General features: G+C 47.3%; 22 protein-coding genes. 10 read left to right on the top strand and 12 right to left on the bottom strand.

Annotated features, from left to right (window positions below):
• The 5 genes from BK126_RS20460 (at position 1) to BK126_RS20480 (ending at position 4,765) form a co-directional block, all read left to right on the top strand.
• Positions 1-1,137: an ABC transporter ATP-binding protein gene (locus BK126_RS20460; protein WP_076314400.1), complete on the top strand. Its 1,137-nt coding sequence runs from the start codon at positions 1-3 to the stop codon at positions 1,135-1,137.
• Entirely contained in the window at positions 1,127-1,948 is an 822-nt protein-coding gene (locus BK126_RS20465) for an ABC transporter permease (protein ID WP_076314401.1), read from the top strand. The genes BK126_RS20460 and BK126_RS20465 overlap by 11 nt, the downstream gene beginning before the upstream one ends.
• Positions 1,935-2,738, top strand: a complete 804-nt coding sequence (locus BK126_RS20470) for an ABC transporter permease (RefSeq protein ID WP_076314402.1) — start codon at positions 1,935-1,937, stop codon at positions 2,736-2,738. Before BK126_RS20465 ends, BK126_RS20470 begins: the two co-directional genes overlap by 14 nt.
• Positions 2,735-3,805 carry an ABC transporter substrate-binding protein gene (locus BK126_RS20475; RefSeq protein ID WP_076314403.1) on the top strand — a complete coding sequence of 357 codons (1,071 nt, stop codon included), beginning with the start codon at positions 2,735-2,737 and terminating at the stop codon, positions 3,803-3,805. The genes BK126_RS20470 and BK126_RS20475 overlap by 4 nt, the downstream gene beginning before the upstream one ends.
• Positions 3,806-4,147: 342 nt before the next feature.
• Positions 4,148-4,765 carry a nitroreductase family protein gene (locus BK126_RS20480; protein ID WP_076314404.1) on the top strand — a complete coding sequence of 206 codons (618 nt, stop codon included), beginning with the start codon at positions 4,148-4,150 and terminating at the stop codon, positions 4,763-4,765.
• A gap of 91 nt (positions 4,766-4,856) precedes the next feature.
• Here BK126_RS20480 and BK126_RS20485 read toward each other — a convergent pair whose 3' ends face one another.
• The 5 genes from BK126_RS20485 to BK126_RS20505 form a co-directional block, all read right to left on the bottom strand.
• Entirely contained in the window at positions 4,857-5,039 is a 183-nt protein-coding gene (locus BK126_RS20485; protein WP_076314405.1) for a hypothetical protein, read from the bottom strand.
• A complete protein-coding gene (locus BK126_RS20490) occupies positions 5,020-6,180 on the bottom strand; it encodes a hypothetical protein (RefSeq protein ID WP_076314406.1) in 1,161 nt (386 codons plus the stop codon). The genes BK126_RS20485 and BK126_RS20490 overlap by 20 nt, the downstream gene beginning before the upstream one ends.
• Before the next feature lie 18 nt (positions 6,181-6,198).
• Complete coding sequence (locus BK126_RS20495) at positions 6,199-7,395, bottom strand: MBOAT family O-acyltransferase (RefSeq protein ID WP_076314407.1); 1,197 nt, start codon at positions 7,393-7,395, stop codon at positions 6,199-6,201.
• Between the two features lie 322 nt (positions 7,396-7,717).
• A complete protein-coding gene (locus tag BK126_RS20500) occupies positions 7,718-8,236 on the bottom strand; it encodes a hypothetical protein (RefSeq protein WP_177178720.1) in 519 nt (172 codons plus the stop codon).
• A gap of 202 nt (positions 8,237-8,438) precedes the next feature.
• Positions 8,439-8,921: a DUF2798 domain-containing protein gene (locus tag BK126_RS20505; RefSeq protein WP_256702959.1), complete on the bottom strand. Its 483-nt coding sequence runs from the start codon at positions 8,919-8,921 to the stop codon at positions 8,439-8,441.
• 240 nt (positions 8,922-9,161) lie between these two features.
• On the opposite strand from BK126_RS20505, the gene BK126_RS20510 reads away from it, so the two are divergent.
• The gene (locus BK126_RS20510) at positions 9,162-10,196 is read left to right on the top strand and encodes a helix-turn-helix domain-containing protein (RefSeq protein ID WP_076314408.1); all 1,035 of its coding nucleotides are present in this window, start codon (positions 9,162-9,164) and stop codon (positions 10,194-10,196) included.
• 117 nt (positions 10,197-10,313) lie between these two features.
• The gene (locus tag BK126_RS20515) at positions 10,314-11,108 is read left to right on the top strand and encodes an SDR family NAD(P)-dependent oxidoreductase (protein WP_076314409.1); all 795 of its coding nucleotides are present in this window, start codon (positions 10,314-10,316) and stop codon (positions 11,106-11,108) included.
• A gap of 123 nt (positions 11,109-11,231) precedes the next feature.
• Here the strand turns inward: BK126_RS20515 and BK126_RS20520 are convergent, their stop codons facing one another.
• From BK126_RS20520 to BK126_RS20540, 5 genes are all read right to left on the bottom strand, one after another.
• Entirely contained in the window at positions 11,232-12,455 is a 1,224-nt protein-coding gene (locus BK126_RS20520; RefSeq protein WP_076314410.1) for an NAD(P)/FAD-dependent oxidoreductase, read from the bottom strand.
• Positions 12,456-12,513: 58 nt separating this feature from the next.
• Positions 12,514-13,731, bottom strand: coding sequence for an NAD(P)/FAD-dependent oxidoreductase (locus BK126_RS20525; RefSeq protein ID WP_076314411.1), 1,218 nt, complete (start codon positions 13,729-13,731; stop codon positions 12,514-12,516).
• 94 nt (positions 13,732-13,825) lie between these two features.
• Positions 13,826-14,785 carry a DUF4097 family beta strand repeat-containing protein gene (locus BK126_RS20530; RefSeq protein WP_076314412.1) on the bottom strand — a complete coding sequence of 320 codons (960 nt, stop codon included), beginning with the start codon at positions 14,783-14,785 and terminating at the stop codon, positions 13,826-13,828.
• On the bottom strand, positions 14,785-15,432 hold the full coding sequence (locus tag BK126_RS20535) for a DUF1700 domain-containing protein (protein ID WP_076314413.1): 648 nt from the start codon (positions 15,430-15,432) through the stop codon (positions 14,785-14,787). The genes BK126_RS20530 and BK126_RS20535 overlap by 1 nt, the downstream gene beginning before the upstream one ends.
• Entirely contained in the window at positions 15,429-15,755 is a 327-nt protein-coding gene (locus BK126_RS20540; protein WP_047911339.1) for a PadR family transcriptional regulator, read from the bottom strand. The genes BK126_RS20535 and BK126_RS20540 overlap by 4 nt, the downstream gene beginning before the upstream one ends.
• 202 nt (positions 15,756-15,957) lie before the next feature.
• Between BK126_RS20540 and BK126_RS20545 the strand changes: the two genes are divergently transcribed.
• A complete protein-coding gene (locus tag BK126_RS20545; protein ID WP_083656012.1) occupies positions 15,958-16,338 on the top strand; it encodes a YrhK family protein in 381 nt (126 codons plus the stop codon).
• Between the two features lie 101 nt (positions 16,339-16,439).
• Here BK126_RS20545 and BK126_RS20550 read toward each other — a convergent pair whose 3' ends face one another.
• Positions 16,440-17,663: an NAD(P)/FAD-dependent oxidoreductase gene (locus tag BK126_RS20550; protein ID WP_076314414.1), complete on the bottom strand. Its 1,224-nt coding sequence runs from the start codon at positions 17,661-17,663 to the stop codon at positions 16,440-16,442.
• Positions 17,664-17,951: 288 nt separating this feature from the next.
• A complete protein-coding gene (locus BK126_RS20555; protein ID WP_076314415.1) occupies positions 17,952-19,508 on the bottom strand; it encodes an FAD-dependent oxidoreductase in 1,557 nt (518 codons plus the stop codon).
• A gap of 312 nt (positions 19,509-19,820) precedes the next feature.
• On the opposite strand from BK126_RS20555, the gene BK126_RS20560 reads away from it, so the two are divergent.
• Both BK126_RS20560 and BK126_RS20565 read left to right on the top strand, forming a co-directional pair.
• Positions 19,821-21,449, top strand: a complete 1,629-nt coding sequence (locus BK126_RS20560) for an extracellular solute-binding protein (protein ID WP_076314416.1) — start codon at positions 19,821-19,823, stop codon at positions 21,447-21,449.
• 50 nt (positions 21,450-21,499) lie between these two features.
• Positions 21,500-22,423, top strand: coding sequence for an ABC transporter permease (locus BK126_RS20565; RefSeq protein WP_076314417.1), 924 nt, complete (start codon positions 21,500-21,502; stop codon positions 22,421-22,423).
• Positions 22,424-22,429: the final 6 nt, after the last annotated feature.

Below are 22,429 nucleotides of genomic sequence, written 5' to 3' on the forward strand. Positions count from 1 at the left end.
ATGACAAATCAGGAGTCTATCATCCGTTTCGAGAACGTCACAAAACAATATGATAGCGACGATCCGATCCTTAAATCGGTCAGCTTTGAAATTGAGAGAGGTAAATTCTACACCCTGCTTGGACCCTCTGGCTGCGGAAAGACGACGATTCTTCGACTCATTGCCGGATTTACCGAGCCGTCGGAAGGAAATATTTATTTTAACGGCAGCATTATTAACCGGGTCCCGGCGCATGAACGTCAGGTTAACACGGTGTTTCAGGATTACGCACTCTTCCCTCATCTGAATGTGTATGAGAACGTAGCGTTCGGTCTTCGAATCAAGAAGATGAAAAATGCTCAGATCAAGGAGAAGGTCAGCGAAGCGCTTCGCTTCGTCAACCTTGCAGGCTACGAGAACCGGGAAATTACAGAAATGTCCGGCGGTCAGCGGCAGCGTGTGGCGATTGCCCGTGCCATTGTCAATCAGCCGGAGATCATCCTCTTGGACGAGCCGTTGTCAGCGCTTGATCTGAAGCTTCGTACCGAGATGCAGTATGAGCTGCGTGAGCTGCAGCAGCGGCTGGGCATTACCTTTATTTTTGTTACGCATGATCAGGAAGAAGCACTTGCCATGTCCGATGAGATCTTCGTTCTGAACGAAGGTGTCATTCAGCAGAGCGGTACACCGATCGATATTTATGATGAGCCGATTAACCGATTTGTCGCTGATTTCATTGGAGAGTCCAACATTGTGGCTGGAAAGATGAAGGAGGACTATCGGGTCGAGTTTGCAGGCAAGATATTTGAATGTGTGGACAAAGGACTTAAGAAGGACGAGCCGGTTGAGATCGTCATTCGTCCAGAGGATCTCGAGATTACGACGGCCGACCATGGTAAGCTCCAGGTACGCGTAGATTCTCAGCTGTTCCGCGGAGTCCACTATGAAATTTCCAGCTATGATGATGCAGGGAACGAGTGGCTCGTGCACTCTACGAAGCGCGCTGTTGTTGGAGAGACCATCGGGCTCTATTTCGACCCGGAGGCAATCCACGTCATGCGTTTTGGCGAGACAGAGGAGGAATTCGACAAGCGTCTTGAATCCTATGGCGATCTGTCCGAAGGAATTCAAGGACAAGGAGTAAGCCATGAATCGTAGCATGGGAACCCGCAACTTCTACCTGATCCCTTATATGCTATGGATCGTGCTGTTCGTCGTTGCCCCGATTTTGCTGATCCTGTACTACTCCTTCTTTAATGTTGAAGGACAGTTCACATTTGAGAATTATGCCAAGTTTTTTACACCGGTTTATTTAAAAATGACACTGAGCTCGTTCTGGTATGCGCTGCTCATTACGATCTTCTCGCTACTGATTGCTTATCCGACCGCCTATCTGCTGACTCGGACGAAGCATAAGCAGCTGTGGCTTCTGCTGGTCATTCTGCCGAGCTGGATCAACCTGCTGCTGAAGGCGTATGCGTTCATCGGGCTGTTTGGAACGTATGGGTTCACCAATGCGCTGCTTGAGACGATTGGAATTGGAACACAGCAAATTCTGTTTACGGATTTCAGCTTTATTTTTGTCTCGGTATATATCTTTATTCCATTTATGATTCTGCCGATCTTTAACGCAATAGAGGAGCTTAATCCATCTCTCATCTACGCAGCAAGAGATCTGGGGGCATCGCCTTTTACCACGTTCCAGCGGGTGATCTTTCCGCTGACCTTAAGTGGTGTGAAGGCTGGTATACAGGCTGTCTTTATTCCCGCGTTATCACTGTTCATGATTACAAGACTGATTGCAGGTAACCGTGTGATCACGCTGGGTACAGCCATCGAACAGCATTTTCTCGTGACACAGGACTGGGGAATGGGAGCCACCATTGCCGTCTTCCTGATCATTATTATGATCGCAATTATGTTCATCAGCGGTCAAGGAAAGCGGGGTGTGCCTCATGGGAAGAAATAGTAAGCTCTCTAATCTGTATCTGTTTATTATCTTCGCCATACTGTACCTGCCGATCTTCTATCTGATCTTCTACTCCTTCAACAGTGGTGGAACGATGCAGAACTTTGAAGGCTTCACACTCGAATGGTATGAAGAAGTGTTTGCAGACACAAGGCTGCTGATTATTGTACTGAATACGTTTGTCATCGCCCTGCTATCCGCGGTAGTATCCACCATATTGGGTATTGCCGGTGCACTTGCGATTTATCAGGTTCGGCGCAAGCGCAGCAAGAATACCTTGCTCTCACTTAATAACGTGCTTATCGTGAGCCCGGATGTTATTATCGGTGCCTCCTTCCTGATCTTCTTTACAATGCTGGGCATTCAGCTCGGGTTCAGCTCAGTGCTGCTGTCCCACATTGCGTTCAGCGTGCCAATTGTTGTCTTGATGGTGCTTCCTAAGCTGCAGGAGATGAGCCCAACGCTAATTGACGCAGCGAGAGATTTAGGTGCCTCTGGCTGGCATGTACTGACAAGAGTCATTCTGCCGTTTGTTAAACCGGGGATTTTTGCCGGATTCTTTATGGCTTTGACTTACTCACTGGATGACTTCGCTGTGACGTTCTTTGTTACAGGCAATGGCTTCTCAACACTCTCAGTTGAGATCTACTCACGTGCAAGGCAGGGGGTATCCCTCTCCATCAATGCATTGTCGACACTGTTATTCCTGCTTACCATTGTGCTTGTTATTGGCTATTACTTCATTAACACCCGGCAGGCCAAGCTTCAAGGAAAGGGGCTGAGACCATGAAGCAGCTGGTACAGACGTTCAGTGTGGTGCTGATCGTTGCGTTTCTGCTGATGTACCTTACATCGGTTCTCAACTCCAGTGAAGGCTACTCCGGCGGCAATACCCTTACGATCTATAACTGGGGCGATTACATCGATCCTGAGCTGATTACGGAGTTTGAAGAAGAGAGCGGACTTAAGGTTATCTATCAAACGTTTGATTCCAATGAGGCGATGATGACGAAGATTCAGCAGGGAGGTACGACGTATGATATCGCGATACCCTCTGAATATGCCATCAGCAAAATGAAGGAAGATGATCTTCTGCTTCCGCTGGATCATTCTCAAATACCGAATCTGAAGTATATCGATGAACGATTTATGGATTTGTCCTTTGATCCCGGGAATGAATACTCTATTCCTTATTTCTGGGGGACGGTGGGCATTGTGTTCAATCCGGAGCTGACAGATCTCACCTTCAAGAGCTGGGACGATCTATGGGATCCGAGTCTGAGGAATCAGATCCTGCTTCTGGATGGGGCAAGAGAGGTCATCGGGATGGGGCTCAACAGCTTGCATTATTCACTGAATGATACCTATGAAGACCATCTGCAGGAAGCACTCGCGAAGCTGTCCACCCTTACTCCCAACGTCAAGGCTATCGTAGGGGATGAGATCAAGATGCTCATCGCCGGCGAGGAGGCCGCGGTGGGTCTCGTCTGGTCCGGTGACGCATCCGAAATCATGAGCGAGAATGAGAAGCTCGACTATGTTGTTCCGGAAGAAGGGTCCAACCTGTGGTTTGATAACATGGTGATCCCGAAGACGGCGAGCAACATAGAGGGAGCACATCAGTTTATCAACTTCATTCTGGATCCCGAGAATGGGGCAAGAAATGCTGAGTACGTCGGTTATTCAACGCCAAATGCGGCAGCGCTTGAGCTGCTGCCTGAGGATATCTCTGGAGATGAGCGGTTCTATCCTGATGAGGAGCTTACCGGGAAGCTGGAGGTCTATGATAACCTGGGCAGACGAATGCTGTCCCATTACAATGATTTATTCCTGGAGTTCAAAATGCATCCGAAATAAGCTTGAATACGAAGACCTGTTATCCACATGTGGATAACAGGTCTTTTTCTCTCTTTAACAACTGAATAATTATGCATTTATTGTATATGGCAAATTTAAGCTGCTATTTTGATCAATGGCTATCTATCAAATTTCTTATCCATCAAGAGTAATCTATTATACATACTTATTTTCACTTACTAAATAATATATAATAGGATTAATTTCATAATACTTTGAGCTGCTTCAAACAAGGGTATATAGCTTCAAATCCACCTGGTTAATGATTTATGAAATTGATTCAATGAAGTACAAGCTTGTGGATACATATGAATCATAATTTAAGAAAGTAGGGTTAACACAATGGGAGAGCTGCAGACGGTAATTAAAGAAAGGCGTTCCGCTATGAAGTTTAAGGAAGGAGCAGTGATTAGCAAACAGGAGCTTGAGAAGCTGTTCTCGCTTAATAAATTTGCTCCTTCGGCGTTTAACTTGCAGCATGCGAATTATCTGGTACTTCAGAGTGCGGAGGACAAGCAGAAGGCCTATGAAGCATCCGGCCAATATAAGACCTTGACCGCCTCCGCAGTCATTATCGTGCTCGGGGATACCAAGGCTTATCAGCAGGTGAAACAACTGTACGAAGGAATGCTCGCACTTGGCATGATGACACAAACAGAATACGACTTGGAGACAAGCAGTGTGATCGAGATGTATGAGACGAGAGGGCCTTCCTTCCAGCGGGATGAGGCGATTCGTAATGCGAGCCTGTCAGCGATGCAGCTCATGCTGATTGCGAAGGATATGGGATGGGATACCTGTCCGATGATCGGTTACGATGATGAGCAGCTGGTATCACTGCTAGATATCCCGGAGGACCTTATTCCCGTTATGATGATTACGCTCGGCAAAGCGGATGAGGAGAAAATAAGACCGCGGGGATATAGAAAGCCTGTGGATGAATTTGTGAGTATCTATTAGGTCTTATAGGTGGATATCTCCTATTAAAGGTTATCAACATGTAAAAGGTCTGACCACTGCATTGTACAGGGTCAGACCTTTGTCGTTGTCGTTAAAAATTCATATAAATAAATTCCGTGGATTCTCCAGAGAAGAAAATGATCCCCAGCACGACGGCGATAATTACAAGTGCACCCGCAATGGATATCAATCCATAAGCTGCGATTCGAGCTGCGCGGGGAATGAGATCCAAGATATTGGGCTCTGTCCGCACTTTACTGCGCTGTAATTCCATATGGCAACAGCCTTTCGTATAAGATTTCCCCGAAGATTCGACTTCCTTCATCTACCATGTGGGAAGAGTCGTGATAGAACTCATGTGGTATCAGGTTACTTCCTCCCGCATTGAATTCAATGAAGGGATAGCCGCGGGATTCAATGAGCTCCTGGTAGGCCCCCATAACCGTAAAATAGTCTGTCCAATTCAGCATGTTGTGCCGTGTAATCAGATCCTTGTCTAGTGGAGCCGTATAGAAGACAGCCTGCTTGCCATGCTTGTCCAGCAAATCGAGGGTCTTGTTCATTAGGGTCAGTCCGAAGCTGCTCTCTGCATGAAATGGCTTGCTCCATGTATATAGATTGGTAAAATGATTGACGATGCCCGCCTGCTGCTCTGCCGTAAGCTGCTCATAAGGTGTATACGGTGGTGTGTAAGGTGTTACGATGCCTTGTCTTTCATTCCGTTCCGCAGCTACCTCCCTGCGCAGCTTCTCAAGTGAAGTACGTGTAGATAGCAGGCGATAAGTTAAAACATCGCGGTCATGATACAGCGGCCAATGGCTTAATATTTCGGTTGTCATGAAATCGTGGACGGCGTTAGGTACGGACTCCTCGTTCTTGACAGGAGAATGACGCAGCCACGATTTCGGAATATTCTGATCCAGCTTGCTGAGCAATGAAGGGTATACCGTTACTTCTGGATCATTATCTGTCAGTGGAAGTATGCCGTAATTGATCTCATAGATTACATAATCCAGCTCATCGATGACAGAGGCGAGGATGGCATACGTTTCGGCCAGCCGAGCCCCCGTTAATCCGAGGTTCAGCACACGCTTGTCGTTCAGGTGAACCTGCATCACGCCGGAGGTCGTGTTACTGCTGTCTCTTACGGTGGTTCCGTACACGGTGGAAGCTCCGAACAGTCCGACCCATGGCTTATGGTCATCCGGCTGCGCCTGTAGATGCTCAATCCACAGCGGTGTATATACAATAGAATCATAAGCAGGCACCCTTAGCTCTTTTTCAGCGTAGGTTACGATCGCTTGCTCTGATTCTTCCACAGCATTGCCGGCCCATAAGGTTATGGCGCATAAACCAAGGACAGCGAGAGCCAGCATCGCCAGGGCCAGTTTTTTGATAGGAAGCTTGTTTAACATGATCTTACATCCTCACTCTCAGGAGCCAAGACCGAATAGTCTTAGCATTAAATCCATTCCATCCGATACGGGCAGCACGAAGAACACCCGGCTCAGGGTAACGCCAAAAAAAGTAATTCCAATGGCAAGCAGTGTCGTTCCGGGTTTAAGCCAGACCGGTACGGGCCTCATAAGGGGCTTAATTTCCTTAATAAAGAATCGATGAATACAGAGCATGATGCCATGAAACATCCCCCATACTACAAAGTGCCAGGCTGCTCCATGCCACATTCCGGACACGGTCATCGTGCACATCAGGTTTACATAAATCCGTGCTTTGGATACACGGCTTCCCCCGAGTGGAAAATAGACGTAACGAGTAAGCCAGGAGCCCAGCGAGATATGCCAGCGGTTCCAGAACTCGGCAATGCTGCGGGCCAGATAGGGATTGCGGAAATTCTCTGGTATAACGATGCCGAATAAACGTGCCGTCCCGATTGCAATATCAGAGTAGCCCGAGAAATCAAAATAGATAACAAAGGTGTAAGCGATCAGCGATACCCATAATGTCCATGTGTCCGCGCCGCTTATTCCTTCCGGCGAATAAACAGGCTGAGCAAGAATGTCAAGGGAGGCGGCGAGCACCAGCTTTTTGAATAATCCAATCCCGATACGCAGGACGCCGATTCGAACATTCTTCCATTGAAAAGCGGCGGTCAGCTGAGGGTAGAACTGCTGAAACTGCTTGATTGGACCAGCCACCATCGTCGGGAAGAAGAAGAGAAATGCCAGGAAGCCTACAGGCTTATGCTGCGGCAGATTTCCACGTTTCTTCTCAATGACATAATGAATCAGCTCAAAGGTAAAATAAGAAATCCCAAGAGGCAGTATGAGATCATCTACGGTAGGCAGCGAAGGTTCATTTATAAATCCAAATAAGCTGTTCACCATGCTGCCAAGCCGGCTGCCGTACTTAAAATACCCGAGTATAATGACGATTAGAAGAATGGCCGCAGGATAGATCCAGCGTTTACCATGTTTAATCGATCTATGAATCAACAGGAAGGCGATGATCGCCTCTGCGAGCAGCAGTAGGACAAAGGAGCCTGCATAATAGGAATAAAATGAAATCCCTGCCGCAATGAGAATAAGCGGTCTAATCCGATGAGGGCTGATATAGTACAGGACAACTGCTGCGAGTACGAATAGCCAATATAGCCAGTCTGTGTACATCATGTTTTTCTGTTTCCACCATTTCTGATTGAGCAAGCTCAAATTGATCATGAATTCGTTTATAAGTTTACTTGATAAAAATTCAAATTTAAGGCAGGAAGTACCAAATATAAATTTTACCCCAAAGAGGGATCAGGTGCCAACCTCATTATATGGAATAACAGGATGGTTAGAAGAAAAAACACCAGATAAAGGACGGTTTTCTGCAGAAAAAAAGCCCGCAGCGTGACTGCAAGCTTGGTAAAGCAAAAAACCTCCACCCTAAAACGGGGAGAGGCTTGCCGATGTTATATGTAGTCATAGCCGGATAGAGATCTGTCAGACATCAATAGAAATGCGGCTTCTTTTTGCGGCGAAACAGGACCGATACTCCAGCTACGATGAGAATCAGGGCAATGAAGGGCTGGACAACAGAGAATTGATTCAGCATGGAGCCAAGTGAGAATGCAATGAAGAAGATGAAGGACAAGGCGGTCAGAATGTTGATAGGGATCAGCAAATATTTATTTCGGCCGCCAAACCAATACAGCTCAAACAGCCCGGCTGCCACTGCAAGAATAAAGCCTGGCCACATCGTGATCCAGCTGTCGGTTACTATAGCAATTTGGCAGGTCAGTCCTGCGACGAGCAAGATCCCTCCAGGTACAAGCAGCCCGATGCCTCTTCCGATCAGCGAGAAATATAGCCAGTGAAAAAAGATGCCCAGCGGGATGATGAAAAAGGACGGCCAGAAATAGGCGAAGATGGAGCCGGTTCCGAGATGATTACCTGAGTTCAGCAGCAGGAACACACCGACGATAATGAGCAGGGGGGCAAACAAACTTGCTTTGTTTTTAATACTCAAGGCGAGACACTCCTTCCCTCTAAATTTTATCTAACCAGAATCTTATCATACTTGTTATAAGCTGTAATCGGTCTTGAGAAAGTGAATCATACTGGACCTGAGTCTAGTATAATCTGGCATGAGAAGAAGAGAGGGTGCTCCTCTTTATTTGTATTAAAAAAAGCAAGCTGCCGAGGGCAGCCTGCTTCCTTATTTATTCGCTTCACTCCGGCTGAAGCTGAGGTGCTGGTTTAACAAACTTCGTTAGCAAGAACCGTGAGATCGGTCCCACAATCAGCAGCTGTGCAGGGAGTGCAACGATAATATTTAGTCCGACTGTTTTGAGGTAGGCTGTGAAAATAGAACCTTCGATTCCTACCATCATGGATTTCAGAATCATGCCATAGACAGACATGATGAGCACCATCATCGGGACCATACACACGGCAATGGACAGAATGATGTTCATGGGCTTCGATTTATCATAAGGCAGAGATAATGCCAATTTACGCGCCTTGGGTTCCACGACAGACTCTGCGAGAAACGCGACAATAAAGGTTATGACAAATTGAATGGCAAACGTCTGGATATGAAATGTGGAGAATCCGACTAAAGCTGTGTTATACAGTGACATGATCAGGACCATTCCAAAACACATAAACAGTCCAAAGATCATTCCTTCTTTTTTATTACTAGGCAATTCCATACATCCTTCCTTTTTTAGAACAACATAAAGGTTATGATATATGATACGCAGCTTGCTTCATAAGTGACAATTTTGTGTCTTTTTTTAGAAGGATTAGTGCTAGCTCAGCTGATGGGAGGGAATTAGGCTTAAGTAGACATAGGAATAGACTTGAGAGTATGCTGATGTGTGTTTTAAACTGCAAACCCATATTAATACATGTGTATATATCCAAACCAGTAGTTAAAAGGAGGCTTGTATATGAGATCACAAACTGCTGCGCATATTAAATTTCCATCGGGATTCTGGTCCGGACTTAAATCGTTAGGAATTGCTCCTCTGGATGTAGCTCGCAGAGCAGGACTGCCGCTTACGGTCATCACTGAGCCAAAAGTCACCACTAGCGAGTACTTTGCAATATGGCAGGCTTATTCAGATCTAGCAGGGGATACTGCCGAAAGTATCATTGGACTTGCCCAAGCCTTCGAAACCGCACAATATCCGCCGTCTGTGCTGGCGACATACCATGCCCGCAATTATCGAGATGCTCTATATCGCATGGCAAGGTACAAACAAATGTGTCCTCCTGAGGGCTTGCGTATTACCGAGGCAGGCGAGGACTGCATTGTCGAGCTGCAGTGGCAGCATACGGACGCGCCTGGTCCATCGGTATTGGTTGGCATTACGCTAGCCTACCTTCTGGAGCTGGGGCGCCGGGGAACAGGGCGTGAATTGACAGCACGCTGCGTTGAATTTGTACAGCCCATGGGTAATGTGCAGACATTGGAAGCTTATTTCGGATGTCCTGTCCGGGTAGGTAGAGACAGAAACCGGATTACGCTGTGGCAACGGGACTTGGATCTTCCTTTTACATCATATAACGAAGAGCTGCTCGATATCCTGACCCCGGTGATGGATCGAACGCTGGATGAGGAACTGCTGCACCGCCGCTCCCTTACTGACACCGTAAAGTGGATGATGAAACGGAGCCTTATGGGAGGCAGGCCCGACATGCAGACGGTGGCGAAGGAGCTCCATATGAGCGACCGAACACTTCAGCGGAGGCTTACTGACGAAGGTACGAGTTATAAGGTGCTATTAACGCAAACGAGACATGAGCAGGCAATCGAATATTTGGCCGATCCCTCGCTCGAGATCAAAGAAGTGGCGTTCTTGGTTGGATACGAGGACCAGAATTCATTTTATCGCGCTTTCCGTCAATGGGAAGGGGACACCCCTTCTCATTGGCGCTCCGAATATTTAAATGGCGGGAAGAAGATATTTATTGGCGTGTAATGCAAGAAGCTTGACGCCATGAGCTAGATGCATGACTAACTTCATAAGGTAATATAATCCCTATCGCATAGATGGATTTGCGAGTCTATGTCACCACAATTTTAGGGGAAATGCATTATGGATATGGGATTACACAACAAGACGGCTTTGATCACGGGTTCAACGAAAGGTATAGGGAAGGCCATTGCTATTGAACTTGCTAGAGAAGGCGTGAATGTACTTATTAATGGAAGAAATTACGAAGAGGTAGAACTAACCGTTAACGAAATTCGGTCGCAATTTCCAACGACTTCTCCTCAAAATGCGGCTGCCGATATGGTAGATATGAAACAAAGAGAGACTCTGTTTGAGAAATATCCACATGTGGATATTTTGGTTAACAATATGGGGATCTATGAAATTATGCAATATGAGGACGTGGATGACGCAACTTGGGAAAAATATTTCCGTACAAATGTACTTGCAGCCAACGGCCTGTCTAAATTTTATTTACCTCAAATGCTGAAAAATAATTTTGGACGCATGATCTTTATTGCGAGTGAGGAGGCCGTGATGCCTTCAGGTCAGATGCCGCAGTATTGCATGACCAAATCGATGCTGCTGTCCTTATCGAAAAGTCTGTCCAAATTAACGATAGGCACTGAAGTAACAGTCAATACGATTATGCCGGGACCAACACTCTCCGAAAATGTGCAGCAGATCATCGAGGGGATTTATGCTGACGATAAGATGTCTTTTTCGGAAAAGGAGAGACAATTTATGGCGTCAAATCTGCCCCAATCGGAGATTCAGCGATTTATCAGACCGCTGGAAATTGGCAGACTAGCTGCATTTATATGCAGTCCTTATGCCTCTGCATTTAAAGGCTCGCCGATCCGTATGGATGGGGGTATGGTGCCGACTATTTATTAATGTAATGCCCACGATCATCGATTTCAGTGAATGAAACGACCTAACATTAAAGGAATAATAAAGCAGGGGGCAGCCACGGACTCTATCTTTCGTCCATGGCTGCCTACTGCTTGAATTTTGGAGTTAATCCGTATGAAGAGGTCTGGTGTTCAGATAGATGCTGAGGTCTGGACTTGAGCCCTCTGTAATGACATCGGCCAATACTCTGGATAAGACGGCATTATATAGTATGGCTGTGTCCCCATAGCCCATTACCATATAAGAGTGCGGATACGCTTCATACCGGCCAATCATGGGAAGACCGTCATGCGTTTTGCTCAAGAAGCCGCCAAGCCAATATTCAGGCTCTGCCGGGATATCTGGAAACAGCTTGTGGAAGGCTTCCATCAATTTGTCCCGGCTCCGCATGATTTTGGTATCTCTGGCCTCAGGGATGGTGGTATCTTTGTCCATTCCACCAATGATGACGCGATTGTCCGGTGTTGTCCGCATATAGACATAAGGACGTGCGGTTTCCCAGATTAATGTGCGCTTATACCAGCTGGAGAGGTCAGGAACTGGCTTGGTGATTACAGCGTAGGAGCTGATCATATCGGCATTCTTCTCCGATTGGAAATCACGGTTCTCATTCCCTGCAGCGATAATGACATGCTGGGCCTTGATCTGGTGCCGGCGAGGAGCAGCCGTATAAAAGACAGCTTCCTTCATATCCTTTCTTCTTCCTGTAATTTCTGTTTCACCGTAAATGGAGCCGCCGAGAGACTTCACCCTCTCCAATAATCCATACACGAATTTGAGCGGGTTCAGCTCTGCCTCGTTGTAGCTGTACAGGGCAGCCGGTTTATCGAAAGGATACACAGCTCTGATCTGCTCCCTATTCCACAACTCGACTGGAAGTCCAAGCCTGCTCAGGAAGTCATACTCCTTATGAATGGAAGGAATGTCTTCTGTAGAGGAAGCGTAATACAGGCTGTCTCTGCGAACAAACTGTGCATGAATCGGCAGCTTCATACAAATGTCTTCAAGCTCATTCAGCGCCTCCCAGCACAGGTGTACATGCCGCGAGATGATGTGTTCACCATAGTGGTTGGCCAGTGTCACGAAGCTCTTCTCACCTGATAGCTGGATAACAGCGGTATTGGCACTTGTGCTGCCTTCTCCGATCCTGCGTTTGTCTACGACAGCAACCTTTAACCCCCGCTCAGCAAGATGATAGGCACACAGAGATCCTGATATTCCCGCCCCGATCACTAGAACGTCACACTGAATGTCCTCTGCTAAAGACGGATAAACAGGAGGATTGCGGACCGTGGTTGGCCAGTATAATTTGCCGCTCTGCAGATCCATGATGCATGTCTCCCTTTGATGTTGACTAATGATATATTGGACTGTAAAAAGCACTGACTTAGTTGGCGGCTAACGGTCTGTTCTGCAGATAGATATCGAGGTCAGGGCTTGATCCTGTAACGATTTGGTCAGAGACAATTTTGGCTAAGACCCCATTGTATACGGTCCCGTTATCTCCATAGGCCATAATGACATAACTGTGTGGATAACCTTCGTATTGACCGATGATGGGCAGCCCATCATGCGTGCCTCCGTAGAACGCTCCGAGAAAATATTCAGGTTCTGCATTAATGTCAGGGAACAGCTTGTTAAATTCCTGAATCAGCTTGTCTTTGCTTGCCATGATTTTGGAGTCCCTTGTTGCCGCATAGGTCGTGTCTTTATCCATACCTCCGATAATAATCCGATTGTCCGCAGTTGTACGCATATATACATAGGGACGCGCGGTTTCCCAGATCAAGGAACGTTTATACCAGCTGGTGAAATCGTCAATCGGCTTGGTTATGACAGCATATGAGCTGGTCAGAGTGGCATTTTTCTCCGTCTTGAAATCCTTATCCTCATATCCGGCAGCGATAATGACGTGCCTTGCACGAATTTTGCGGCGTTCCTTGGTATAGAAGACAGCGTAATCCTGCTCAAAACGTTTGCCTACAATTTCTGTCTCTTCATAGATGCGTCCTCCCTGAGATTTGACGTTCTCCAGAAGCCCGTAAACGAACTTTAAAGGGTTCATCTCGGCATCATTATGATAATAGAGCGCAGCGTCCTTTTGAAAAGGGTAGAGTCCAGAAATATGCTTCTCATTCCACAGATCAACTTGAAACCCGTACTTTTGAAGGAGGGCATGTTCTTCCGCTAAGGCAGGGACATCCTCCTTGAAGCTTGCATAATACAGACTGTCTCGTCTTATAAACTCTGAATCGAATGGCAGCTGAGCGCACACCCGCTCAATATCGTTAATGGACGCCTCACACAGCTTGAGATGGCGTGCGGCGATCTCTTCACCGAAGGAGTTGCTCAGTGATACGAAGCTCTTCACGCCTGCATACTGTATCAGTGCCGTATTGGTGCTGGTACTGCCTGCACCTGCTTTTCTTTTATCAACCACGACCACAGATAGATCGTGTCCAGCTAGAATATTGGCACACTGTGCGCCTGAGCTGCCTGCACCAATAATAAGTACATCACAGGATATATCCTCTTCCAGCCTGGAATAAGAAGGAGGGCGAACAACAGTTGTAGGCCAATATAATTTACCGCTTTGCAAATCCATACCTAATCTCTCCCTTGCTATCATGAATTGATTCATGAAGTGGATTCATATAGTATGGATTTTTTGCCGGGCCTCAATGCAAGTTAATTGAAGCTTACGGCTGTTCGATTTGAATATCTCCGGAAGTGGTGCGCACTTTAATCAGCTCTGTTCCGGTTCTTGGTGATTCGGGAGCATGGATGCTTCCAGATACGGCCTGAACATCATAGAATCCGGCAAAATCAGGTGCTGCTATAACCTCCACATCGCCGGATACAGCCCGGATATCTAAGTTGCCGATCACCGATTGACTGACTTCCACATTCCCGGACTGTACTTCAATGCTGGCATCTCCGTGCAGATCGTCAATTTCAATATCCCCGGAAGTGGACTTGACCTCCAGCTGACCCTGTATTGCCGCCGCCTCTATACTACCGGACTGGAGCTTTACTGCAATTTGACTTGAACTGAAGTCCTCAAGCTCAATATCTCCAGAGATCATCTCGAAGCTTGCACTGTCCTTGGCCATGACATTCTTCATATCCAGATTGCCTGACGAGAGACTTACGGCCAGCTGACTGGCTTGAACATCTTCGAGCTTGAAATCGCCTGAGGTTGAAGAAATAGCAACATGCCTTGCCTTAACTCCGGTAATATCGTTACTGCTTGATATATTGTCAACAATAAGCTCATCTAGCGTTTTGTCGGAGGGCATCCGAACCTCGATATGATTGTCTGAGAAATCCAGATTAAAGGATAGGAATTGAAAGGAATCCTCCGCTGTCGTATCCACTGTAAGCGTGCTGCCCTCCGGCGCGGTCTGTTCAATTCGATCTATGGCATCTTGATGCCATTTGCCTGTGAACAATACGGTAATTTGATCCTCCTCAGTCGGTACAAACTTAATATTCGTACTGCTATCGGTCCGCATTACAAGTGAATGGATGCCTGCTTCCGGAAATGCGAGCTCTTTCTCGTATGCAATCCGGTCATCTCCAAATTCAAAACCGAATATGGACATGCCGACAACGCCGACAGCAATGCAGGCTATGCCAAATCTCAACCAGTTCTTCATTATTGGTTCCTTCCTTTCACCACTTTGACATTCCAGCTTACATAACTCCGTGTGAGCATTCCGAGCTTCTTGGCGGCCCACAGCGAGAAAATGCCGAGCAGGATACCTATGCCAAGCATGGCGATACTAACGGACGCTTCAGCCCAGATCACACGCTTCTCCTGGAACATAAAGTCGGCCAGGGCAAGGAATGGAGCCAGAACGCCAGCGGCTGATGTTACGGCAATAGCCAGCCACACGGACCATATGGTTGCAAAGATCGGCAGGGCAAAGATAAGATTCAGAAAGAACATGCCGATGGCAGAGAAAAAGCTGCCGAAAGCGCGGTGGCTTGATCTCGATTCTGTCATATAAGGCATACTCGCTGTGAATGGCACATCTGCATTGTTAGATGTACCATAGGCGTTATTGTAATTGAACCTAGGTGAAGCGGCCTCCCGTGCTGGGGGAGCATACCGATCACCGAGGGCTTCCAGCGCCAGCTCTCTTGGATGACCCAGCTCTCTAGAAATATCTTCTTCCGTCTTGCCTTCAGCCAAGCCCATTTCAAAATGCTGCTCGTAATCACTTAACAGCTCCATCCGTTCACCTTTGTCAAGCAGTCTAAGCTCGCGTTCCAGAGCCGTCATAAACATACGTCTGTTCATTCGCTATATCCTTCCTTCAGTAGATTGGTAACACTGGACACAAATACATTCCATTCAAGCTCCAAATTCAGCATATAGGCAAGTCCAGAATCCGTTAAACTATAATACTTACGCGGAGGCCCCTCGTTAGATTCACGCAGATAGGTAGTACAGTATCCATCTGCGACTAATCGGCGAAGCAGGGGATACAAGGCGCCTTCTGCAATCTCAATATGCCTGGATACGGCTTGAGCCAGCTCATATCCATAACGGTCTTTACGGTGAATCAGTACAAGAACGCACAGCTCTAATGCGCCTTTTTTAAATTGGATATTCACATTCAACCAGATTCGGGTCTCCTTTCTGTGGCCATCATTTTAAAAATAATTACTAAATTTAGATTAGTACTGTTTATTATATAGTAGTGAACAGGTAAATATTAACACTCAGTACTGAATAATGCAAGGTAGTGAAATTTATGAAGCGGCTCATCCGTTTGAAACTCTCCCCTACGGGTAAGGAAAGCAGAGAAGGAGAGGATCGTACATGAATCACAACCATCAAGAGGCGAAGGAGCCCAGCTCACATAAACAGGAGCATTCCCAGAAGAAGCATGCTAAGAAAAGAAGGATAGGTCTCCATTTCTATCGTAGAAGATCACCCCGATCTAGAAAAAGACTTCAGATTCGCAATCGTTATGAAATCGCGCATATGATTAGCGAAATTGCCACATCACTCTTGTTTCTTGCCGGCAGCTTCTGCTTGTTCTATCCGGAAGTTAAGCTGATCGGTACCTGTCTATTTATACTGGGAAGTATTCAAATGCTGGTCCGGGCATTAATTCGAATGTCATATATGCTTAAACTTAAAAAATGGGACTACATTGATGAAAATAGAGATCAGGAGCAGAACCACATCATGCACTAAAACTTCCGTCGAAGGTGGGATCATGTGTGGCACAAAAGAAAGACCGCCTGCAGCTGACTGGACAAGCAGCTGCAGGCGGTCTATTTACTTTCGGTTGATTACTACTGGGCTTGCTTACGCGGCGGCTTCGAGCGCAGATACAAGTCGAGGTGAGGACTGCTGCCCTTCGTTATCATGTCGGTGACAATGCGGGACAGGGTCATATTGTATACCGTCCCATTGTCTCCATAAGCCATGATGTGATAGCAGTTCGGGTACTCATCACTTCGGCCAATCATCGGAAGACCGTCAAGCGTTCCGGCAAAGAAGGCACCAAGCACGTAATCCGGTTCGGTCTTGATTTCAGGAAACATCTCGGACAGATTCTTCATCAGTTGATCTCGTCCGGACTCAATGTGCGCATCCCTGCTCACGGATCGATGCGTCTCCTGGTCCATGCCGCCGACAATAATTCGATCATCCGGTGTTGTTCTCATATACATGTATGGACGAGCCGTTTCCCATAGAAGCGTTCGCTTGTACCAGCTGCTTAGATCAGCAACAGGCTTCGTAATGACAACGTACGAGCTGGTAATTGTGGCATTGGCGTTAGGCGTCAGCTCCATCTGCTCGTAACCGGCTGCCATGATGACATACTTGGTGCGAATCTGGTGTCCGCTCTTGGTATAGAAGACGGCCTCATCTGAACTGAACTTCTTGCCGGTAATTTCGGTTCCTCCGTAAACTTTGCCGCCCATCCCTCTGACTTCTTCAAACAAACCGTAAATATATTTCAGCGGATTCATTTCCGCATCGTTTCTGTAATACAAGGCGCCGGATTTACGGAAGGGGTATTTCGCTGCAATCTGGTTCTCATCCCATAAGTACACATCGAATCCGTGCTTTTTCAGTAGAGCATGCTCCTGCTTAAGTGCAGGTACATCAGCTTCCGATGAGGCGTAGTACAGGCTGTCTCTGCGAACGAAATCAGCTGCATCCGGCAGCTGACTGCAGGCTTGCTCAATGTCGTCAATGGCTTGTCTGCAGAGCTTCAGATGAGCCGAAGCCTTCTCTTCACCAAAATCTGCTGCCAGCTCTGTAAGCATCTTGTCACCGGCATACTGAATGAGTGCCGTATTGGTGCTTGAGCTTCCGCCTCCAATCGTTCGTTTATCAACCACGACGACATGAAGGCCTTGCCTCGCAAGCTGATACGCACTCTGGGCGCCTGAACTGCCCCCGCCGATAATGAGCGCATCGCACTGAATATCTTCGGTGAGCGGGGGATAGATGGGAGGACTGCTCACTGTAGCAGGCCAATAGAGTTTGCCAGTTTGTAAATCCATATGAAATGCCTCCTAATCATAAGCTGAAAAAGTTCATGCTATCTATCGATATTATGAACTTAAGCTTTTTTCACTTAAGTTCATGCTATCTATCGATATTATGAACTTAAGCTTTTTTCACTTAAGTTCATGCTATCTATTGATATTATGAACTTAAGCTTTTTTCACTTAAGTTCATGCTATCTATCGATATTATGAACTTAAGCCTTTTCACTTAAGTTCATGCTATCTATCTACCATGATTTCGCTTATTAGAAACAAGGCAATCCAGAAATTTTAAACAAGCCGCTAGGCTTGATGTGCATCAAGCTTAGGTAAAGGCTCTACTGCAGGTCCTTCAAGGACGGAACCGTCATAAGTAAACCGCGAGCCATGGCAAGGGCAGTCCCACGAGCATTCGCCCGAGTTCCATTCCACCTCACAGCCCAGATGGGTACAGGTCGTATCGACAAGATGCAGTGTTCCGGATTCGTCCTTATAGGCTCCCGCGCGCTTGCCGTCATGTCGTACAACAGCACCTTCACCAGGCTGAATATCCTCAATCTTCTTGTGAACGAGACCCAGCTTGCCCGAGATGAGATGCTTGGCTACATCCAGATTATCCTTTAATGCATTCTTGATCGAAGGATCTGCCTTGAACCGGCCGGGATCAACCAATTCTGTATAAGGATTGTGGCGGCCGACGATGAGATCCGTCAGAAGTCTGCCGGCAACGGTGCTCGTCGTCATCCCCCATTTCCGGAAGCCGGTGGCAACCAGCACCCTTTCGTAAGCTCCGCCAATTGGCCCGATGAACGGCATCTTGTCAATGGTGACTAGATCCTGTGCAGACCACCGGAAATGGACCTTCTTCACACCAAAATGCTGTCCGGCAAACCGAACCAGCTCCTCAAAATGCTGGTGCGTGCTGATTCCCTGACCCGTCTTATGATTCTCTCCGCCAATAACGAGGAGCTTCTTGCCATTGTACAGTGCAGAGCGGACAGAGCGCTCCGGCTTGTCGTAGCTTACATACATGCCGCCCTCAAACTCCGTTTCCGGCTCCACAGCAATGGCGTAGGAGCGCTCTGCATGCATACGGGCAAAGTACATACGTGGATCATGGAACGGAAAATGACTTGCCACGACCACATGCTCGCTTGTAATGTGATGGCCGCCTCTTTCCAGCATGACGGTCACCTTGTTATCCTCCTCTTTGAGGTCAGCAGCCGTCGTTTTTTCATAGATCTTAACGCCGAGGTGGATCAGCTCTTCAACCAGCTTCTTGAGATAAGAGAGTGGATGGAACTGTGCCTGATTCGGCACACTGATCCCCGCTACAGCCGGTACCGGAATCGGCAGCTTATCATGCCACACACCGGGAATAGCCAGCTGCTGATAGGCATCGAATTCGTCCTTCAGCTTCTTTAGATCATTCTCCGATTGAATATAGACATACGCATCCTCTTCCGTCAGCTGACAGTCGATTTCTTTTTCGGTAATGACACTTCGAATAAAACGCAGTGCTTCCTCGTTAGCCTCATAATACAGTCTGGCCTGTTCATGGCCGAAGTGTTGAATGAGCTCGTGATAGATCAGGCTGTGCTGGGAAGTAATCTTCGCGGTCGTATGACCTGTCGTTCCATCCAGGATTGAGCCTGCCTCAATAAGGACAACTTTATAGCCTTCCTTGGCGAGAAGATATGCGGTAGTAATCCCCGTCATACCGGCACCAATAACTGTTACTTCTGTGTTCAGGTTCTCAGACAATCGTTCAAATGAAGGCAGAGAGACGGTTCCACGCCATAACGATTCCCGGCTCTTCGGCAGCTCTGCTGCAGTAAATTCCTGATTCATGTCATTCATATATTCAAATCCTCCTATTCAAGTACGGGCCTAATATGTTCCGATTTCTCAATTATTACCACCCGGCACCTGATAGAAACGCGCGTTAGCCAGAAACATTGCGCTTGGAAGCAAATTTAGGTGACCTCTAGGTATTCTCGAAGGAGCCATTCCATCGCTTTTTGCGTTTTTGTCTATTGCATTTGCGAAATGGTCAGTTCCGTTGAACAAAATAAACACTCCATTTGATGATTTGTACATATCGCGCTCTAGCTTTCATCCATTAATCTGTCACTACAGCAATTCAATTCAATCAAAGTGGGGGTTGGGTACATGAAACGTTGGTTTGCTTCTACGCTTGTGATGGCGCTGATGTCATCCTTATTGATCGGCTGTACTGGAAATGGAGGAAGTGCGGAGGAACCCAATGAAGGAGATCAAGAAGCTCCGGTGGTCACGGAAGAGACGACATATCCAATCGAAACCGATGTGACGTTATCCTATTGGGGCGAGCTTCCAGGGAACCTCATAGGAGTCAAGGCTACACACGATGAAGTTCCTTTTTTTCAGGAGTGGCAAAAGGCAACCGGAGTTCCGCTGTCCTATACCGCGCCTCCATCCGGACAGGCTCAAGAGGCACTCAATGTCATGCTTGCCTCCGGGGATCTGCCAGACATGATTGAGTATAATTTCCTCGGATTTCCGGGGGGTCCAGAGAAGGCGATCAAAGACGGTTACATTATTGAGCTGAATGAGCTTATTGACAAGTACGCACCCAATTTGAAGAAGTACCTCTCGGAGCATCCGGAGATTGACAAGATGGTGAAGACGGATAGCGGCAGTTATTATGCTTTTCCGTTCATTAGAGAGGACGAGTACCTGCGTGTATTCCAAGGGCCCATCATACGTAAGGATTGGCTCGATGAGCTGGGCCTTCCCATTCCAGAGACGATTGACGAATGGACAACGACGCTGCGTGCTTTCAAAGAAGAGAAGGGGGCCGCTGCTCCATTCTCCGTCGTCAGTAAACCGAGATTCTTTAATGATTCAGGAAATGGTGCATTTCTAGGTGCATTTGGTGTCACGCGAGGCTTCTATCAGGTGGATGGACAGGTGAAATTTGGACCGGCGGAGCCGGGATTCAAGGAGTACCTTCGCTTATTCAACAGCTGGTATACGGAGGGATTGATCGACAAGAACGTCGCTACGACAGATTTGAAAGCGATTGACAGCAATATGGCCTCCGGTGAGACGGGAGCCACGGTCGGTAATACAGGCGGAGGCATCGGGAAGTGGCAGCCGCTCGTTGAAGCGAATGATCCGGACGCTGTGCTTGCTGCTGCCCCCTATCCCGTCCTAAACAAGGGCGAGGTGCCGATGTTTGGACAGCGAAATCAGGCATATTCGTCGGAAGGAACGGTTGCTGTTACTTCAACGTCTGAGAATCCAGAGCTGGCTGTGAAGATGCTCGACTATGGATACAGTGAAGAGGGGCATATGTTCTTCAATTTCGGCAAGGAAGGTGTCAGCTACAATCTGACGGAAGACGGATACCCGCAGTTTACGGAATTGCTGCTCAAGAACCCGGACAATCTGGCACCGGCTCAAGCCATCTCCATGTACGCACGAAGCAGCTACAACGGGCCTTTTGTCCAGGATAGACGCTATATAGAGCAGTATCTTGCACTTGAGACACAGCGTGAAGCGATAGAAATCTGGAGTAAAACAGATGCAGAGAAGTACAGTCTGCCGCCGATTACGCCGAACCCGGAGGAGAGCTCCGAGTACGCCACAATTATGAATGATATCAATACACTTGTGGACGAGATGACGATCAAGATCATTCTCGGAACCGACCCTGTAGATGAGTTCGAGAGCTATGTAGCGAAGATGAAGCAGCTGAACCTGGATCGGGCGATCGAGATTCAAATGGCCGCACTGGAGCGCTACAACAACCGTTAACCAAATAGATCAATAAACTCTCAAAAAGAATGAGGTGACTAAACCGCCCCATGAACCATTCCCGATCTTTCAAAAGCCGGTTTATCCGGGATTTCATGTTGAATAAATACCTTTATCTCATGATGCTTCCGGTCGTCGCGTACTATCTCATTTTTCATTACACGCCGATGTACGGTGCAGTCATTGCTTTCAAAGACTATACACCCATTAAAGGCATTCTCGGCAGCGATTGGGTCGGTCTGAAGCATTTTATTGATTTTTTTGACAGCTACTATTTTTGGCGGATTCTAAAGAACACGCTGCTGATCAGCCTGTACTCCTTGTTGTTTGAATTTCCGATGCCCATATTGCTTGCTCTGCTCATAAATGAGGTTCGTCAGCGGCGGTTCAAGCGGGTCGTACAGACAATTACGTACATGCCTTATTTTATTTCACTGGTCGTGATCTGCGGAATTATTACGGATTTTACAAATGCGGATGGTCTGATCAATCGATTATTCATGTGGCTTGGCTATGATGGGCAGGCCATGCTCCAGAAGCCCGAGCTGTTCAGGCCGATCTACATTCTGTCCGAAATATGGCAGCGGATCGGCTGGGAATCCATCATCTACATTGCGGCACTTACAAGCATTGACCAAGAGCAGTATGAAGCTGCACGCATTGACGGAGCGAACCGTTTGAAGCAGATGTTCTACATTACCCTGCCCGGCCTTCTGCCTACGATCACGATTATGCTCATCCTCCGGATGGGAAATCTTCTAAATGTCGGCTTCGAAAAAATTATCCTGCTATACAATCCGGTGACCTATGAGACAGCCGATGTCATCTCCTCCTTCGTCTATCGGAAGGGGCTTCTGGAATTCGGATGGAGCTACAGCTCAGCAGTGGGCTTGTTCAACTCCGTCATCAATCTGATTCTGCTAGTGACAGCCAACTACATCAGCCGAAGAGTCAGTAATAACAGCCTATGGTGAGGTGAA

It is taken from the genome of Paenibacillus sp. FSL H7-0326, from assembly GCF_001955535.1.
Classification (GTDB): domain Bacteria; phylum Bacillota; class Bacilli; order Paenibacillales; family Paenibacillaceae; genus Paenibacillus; species Paenibacillus shunpengii.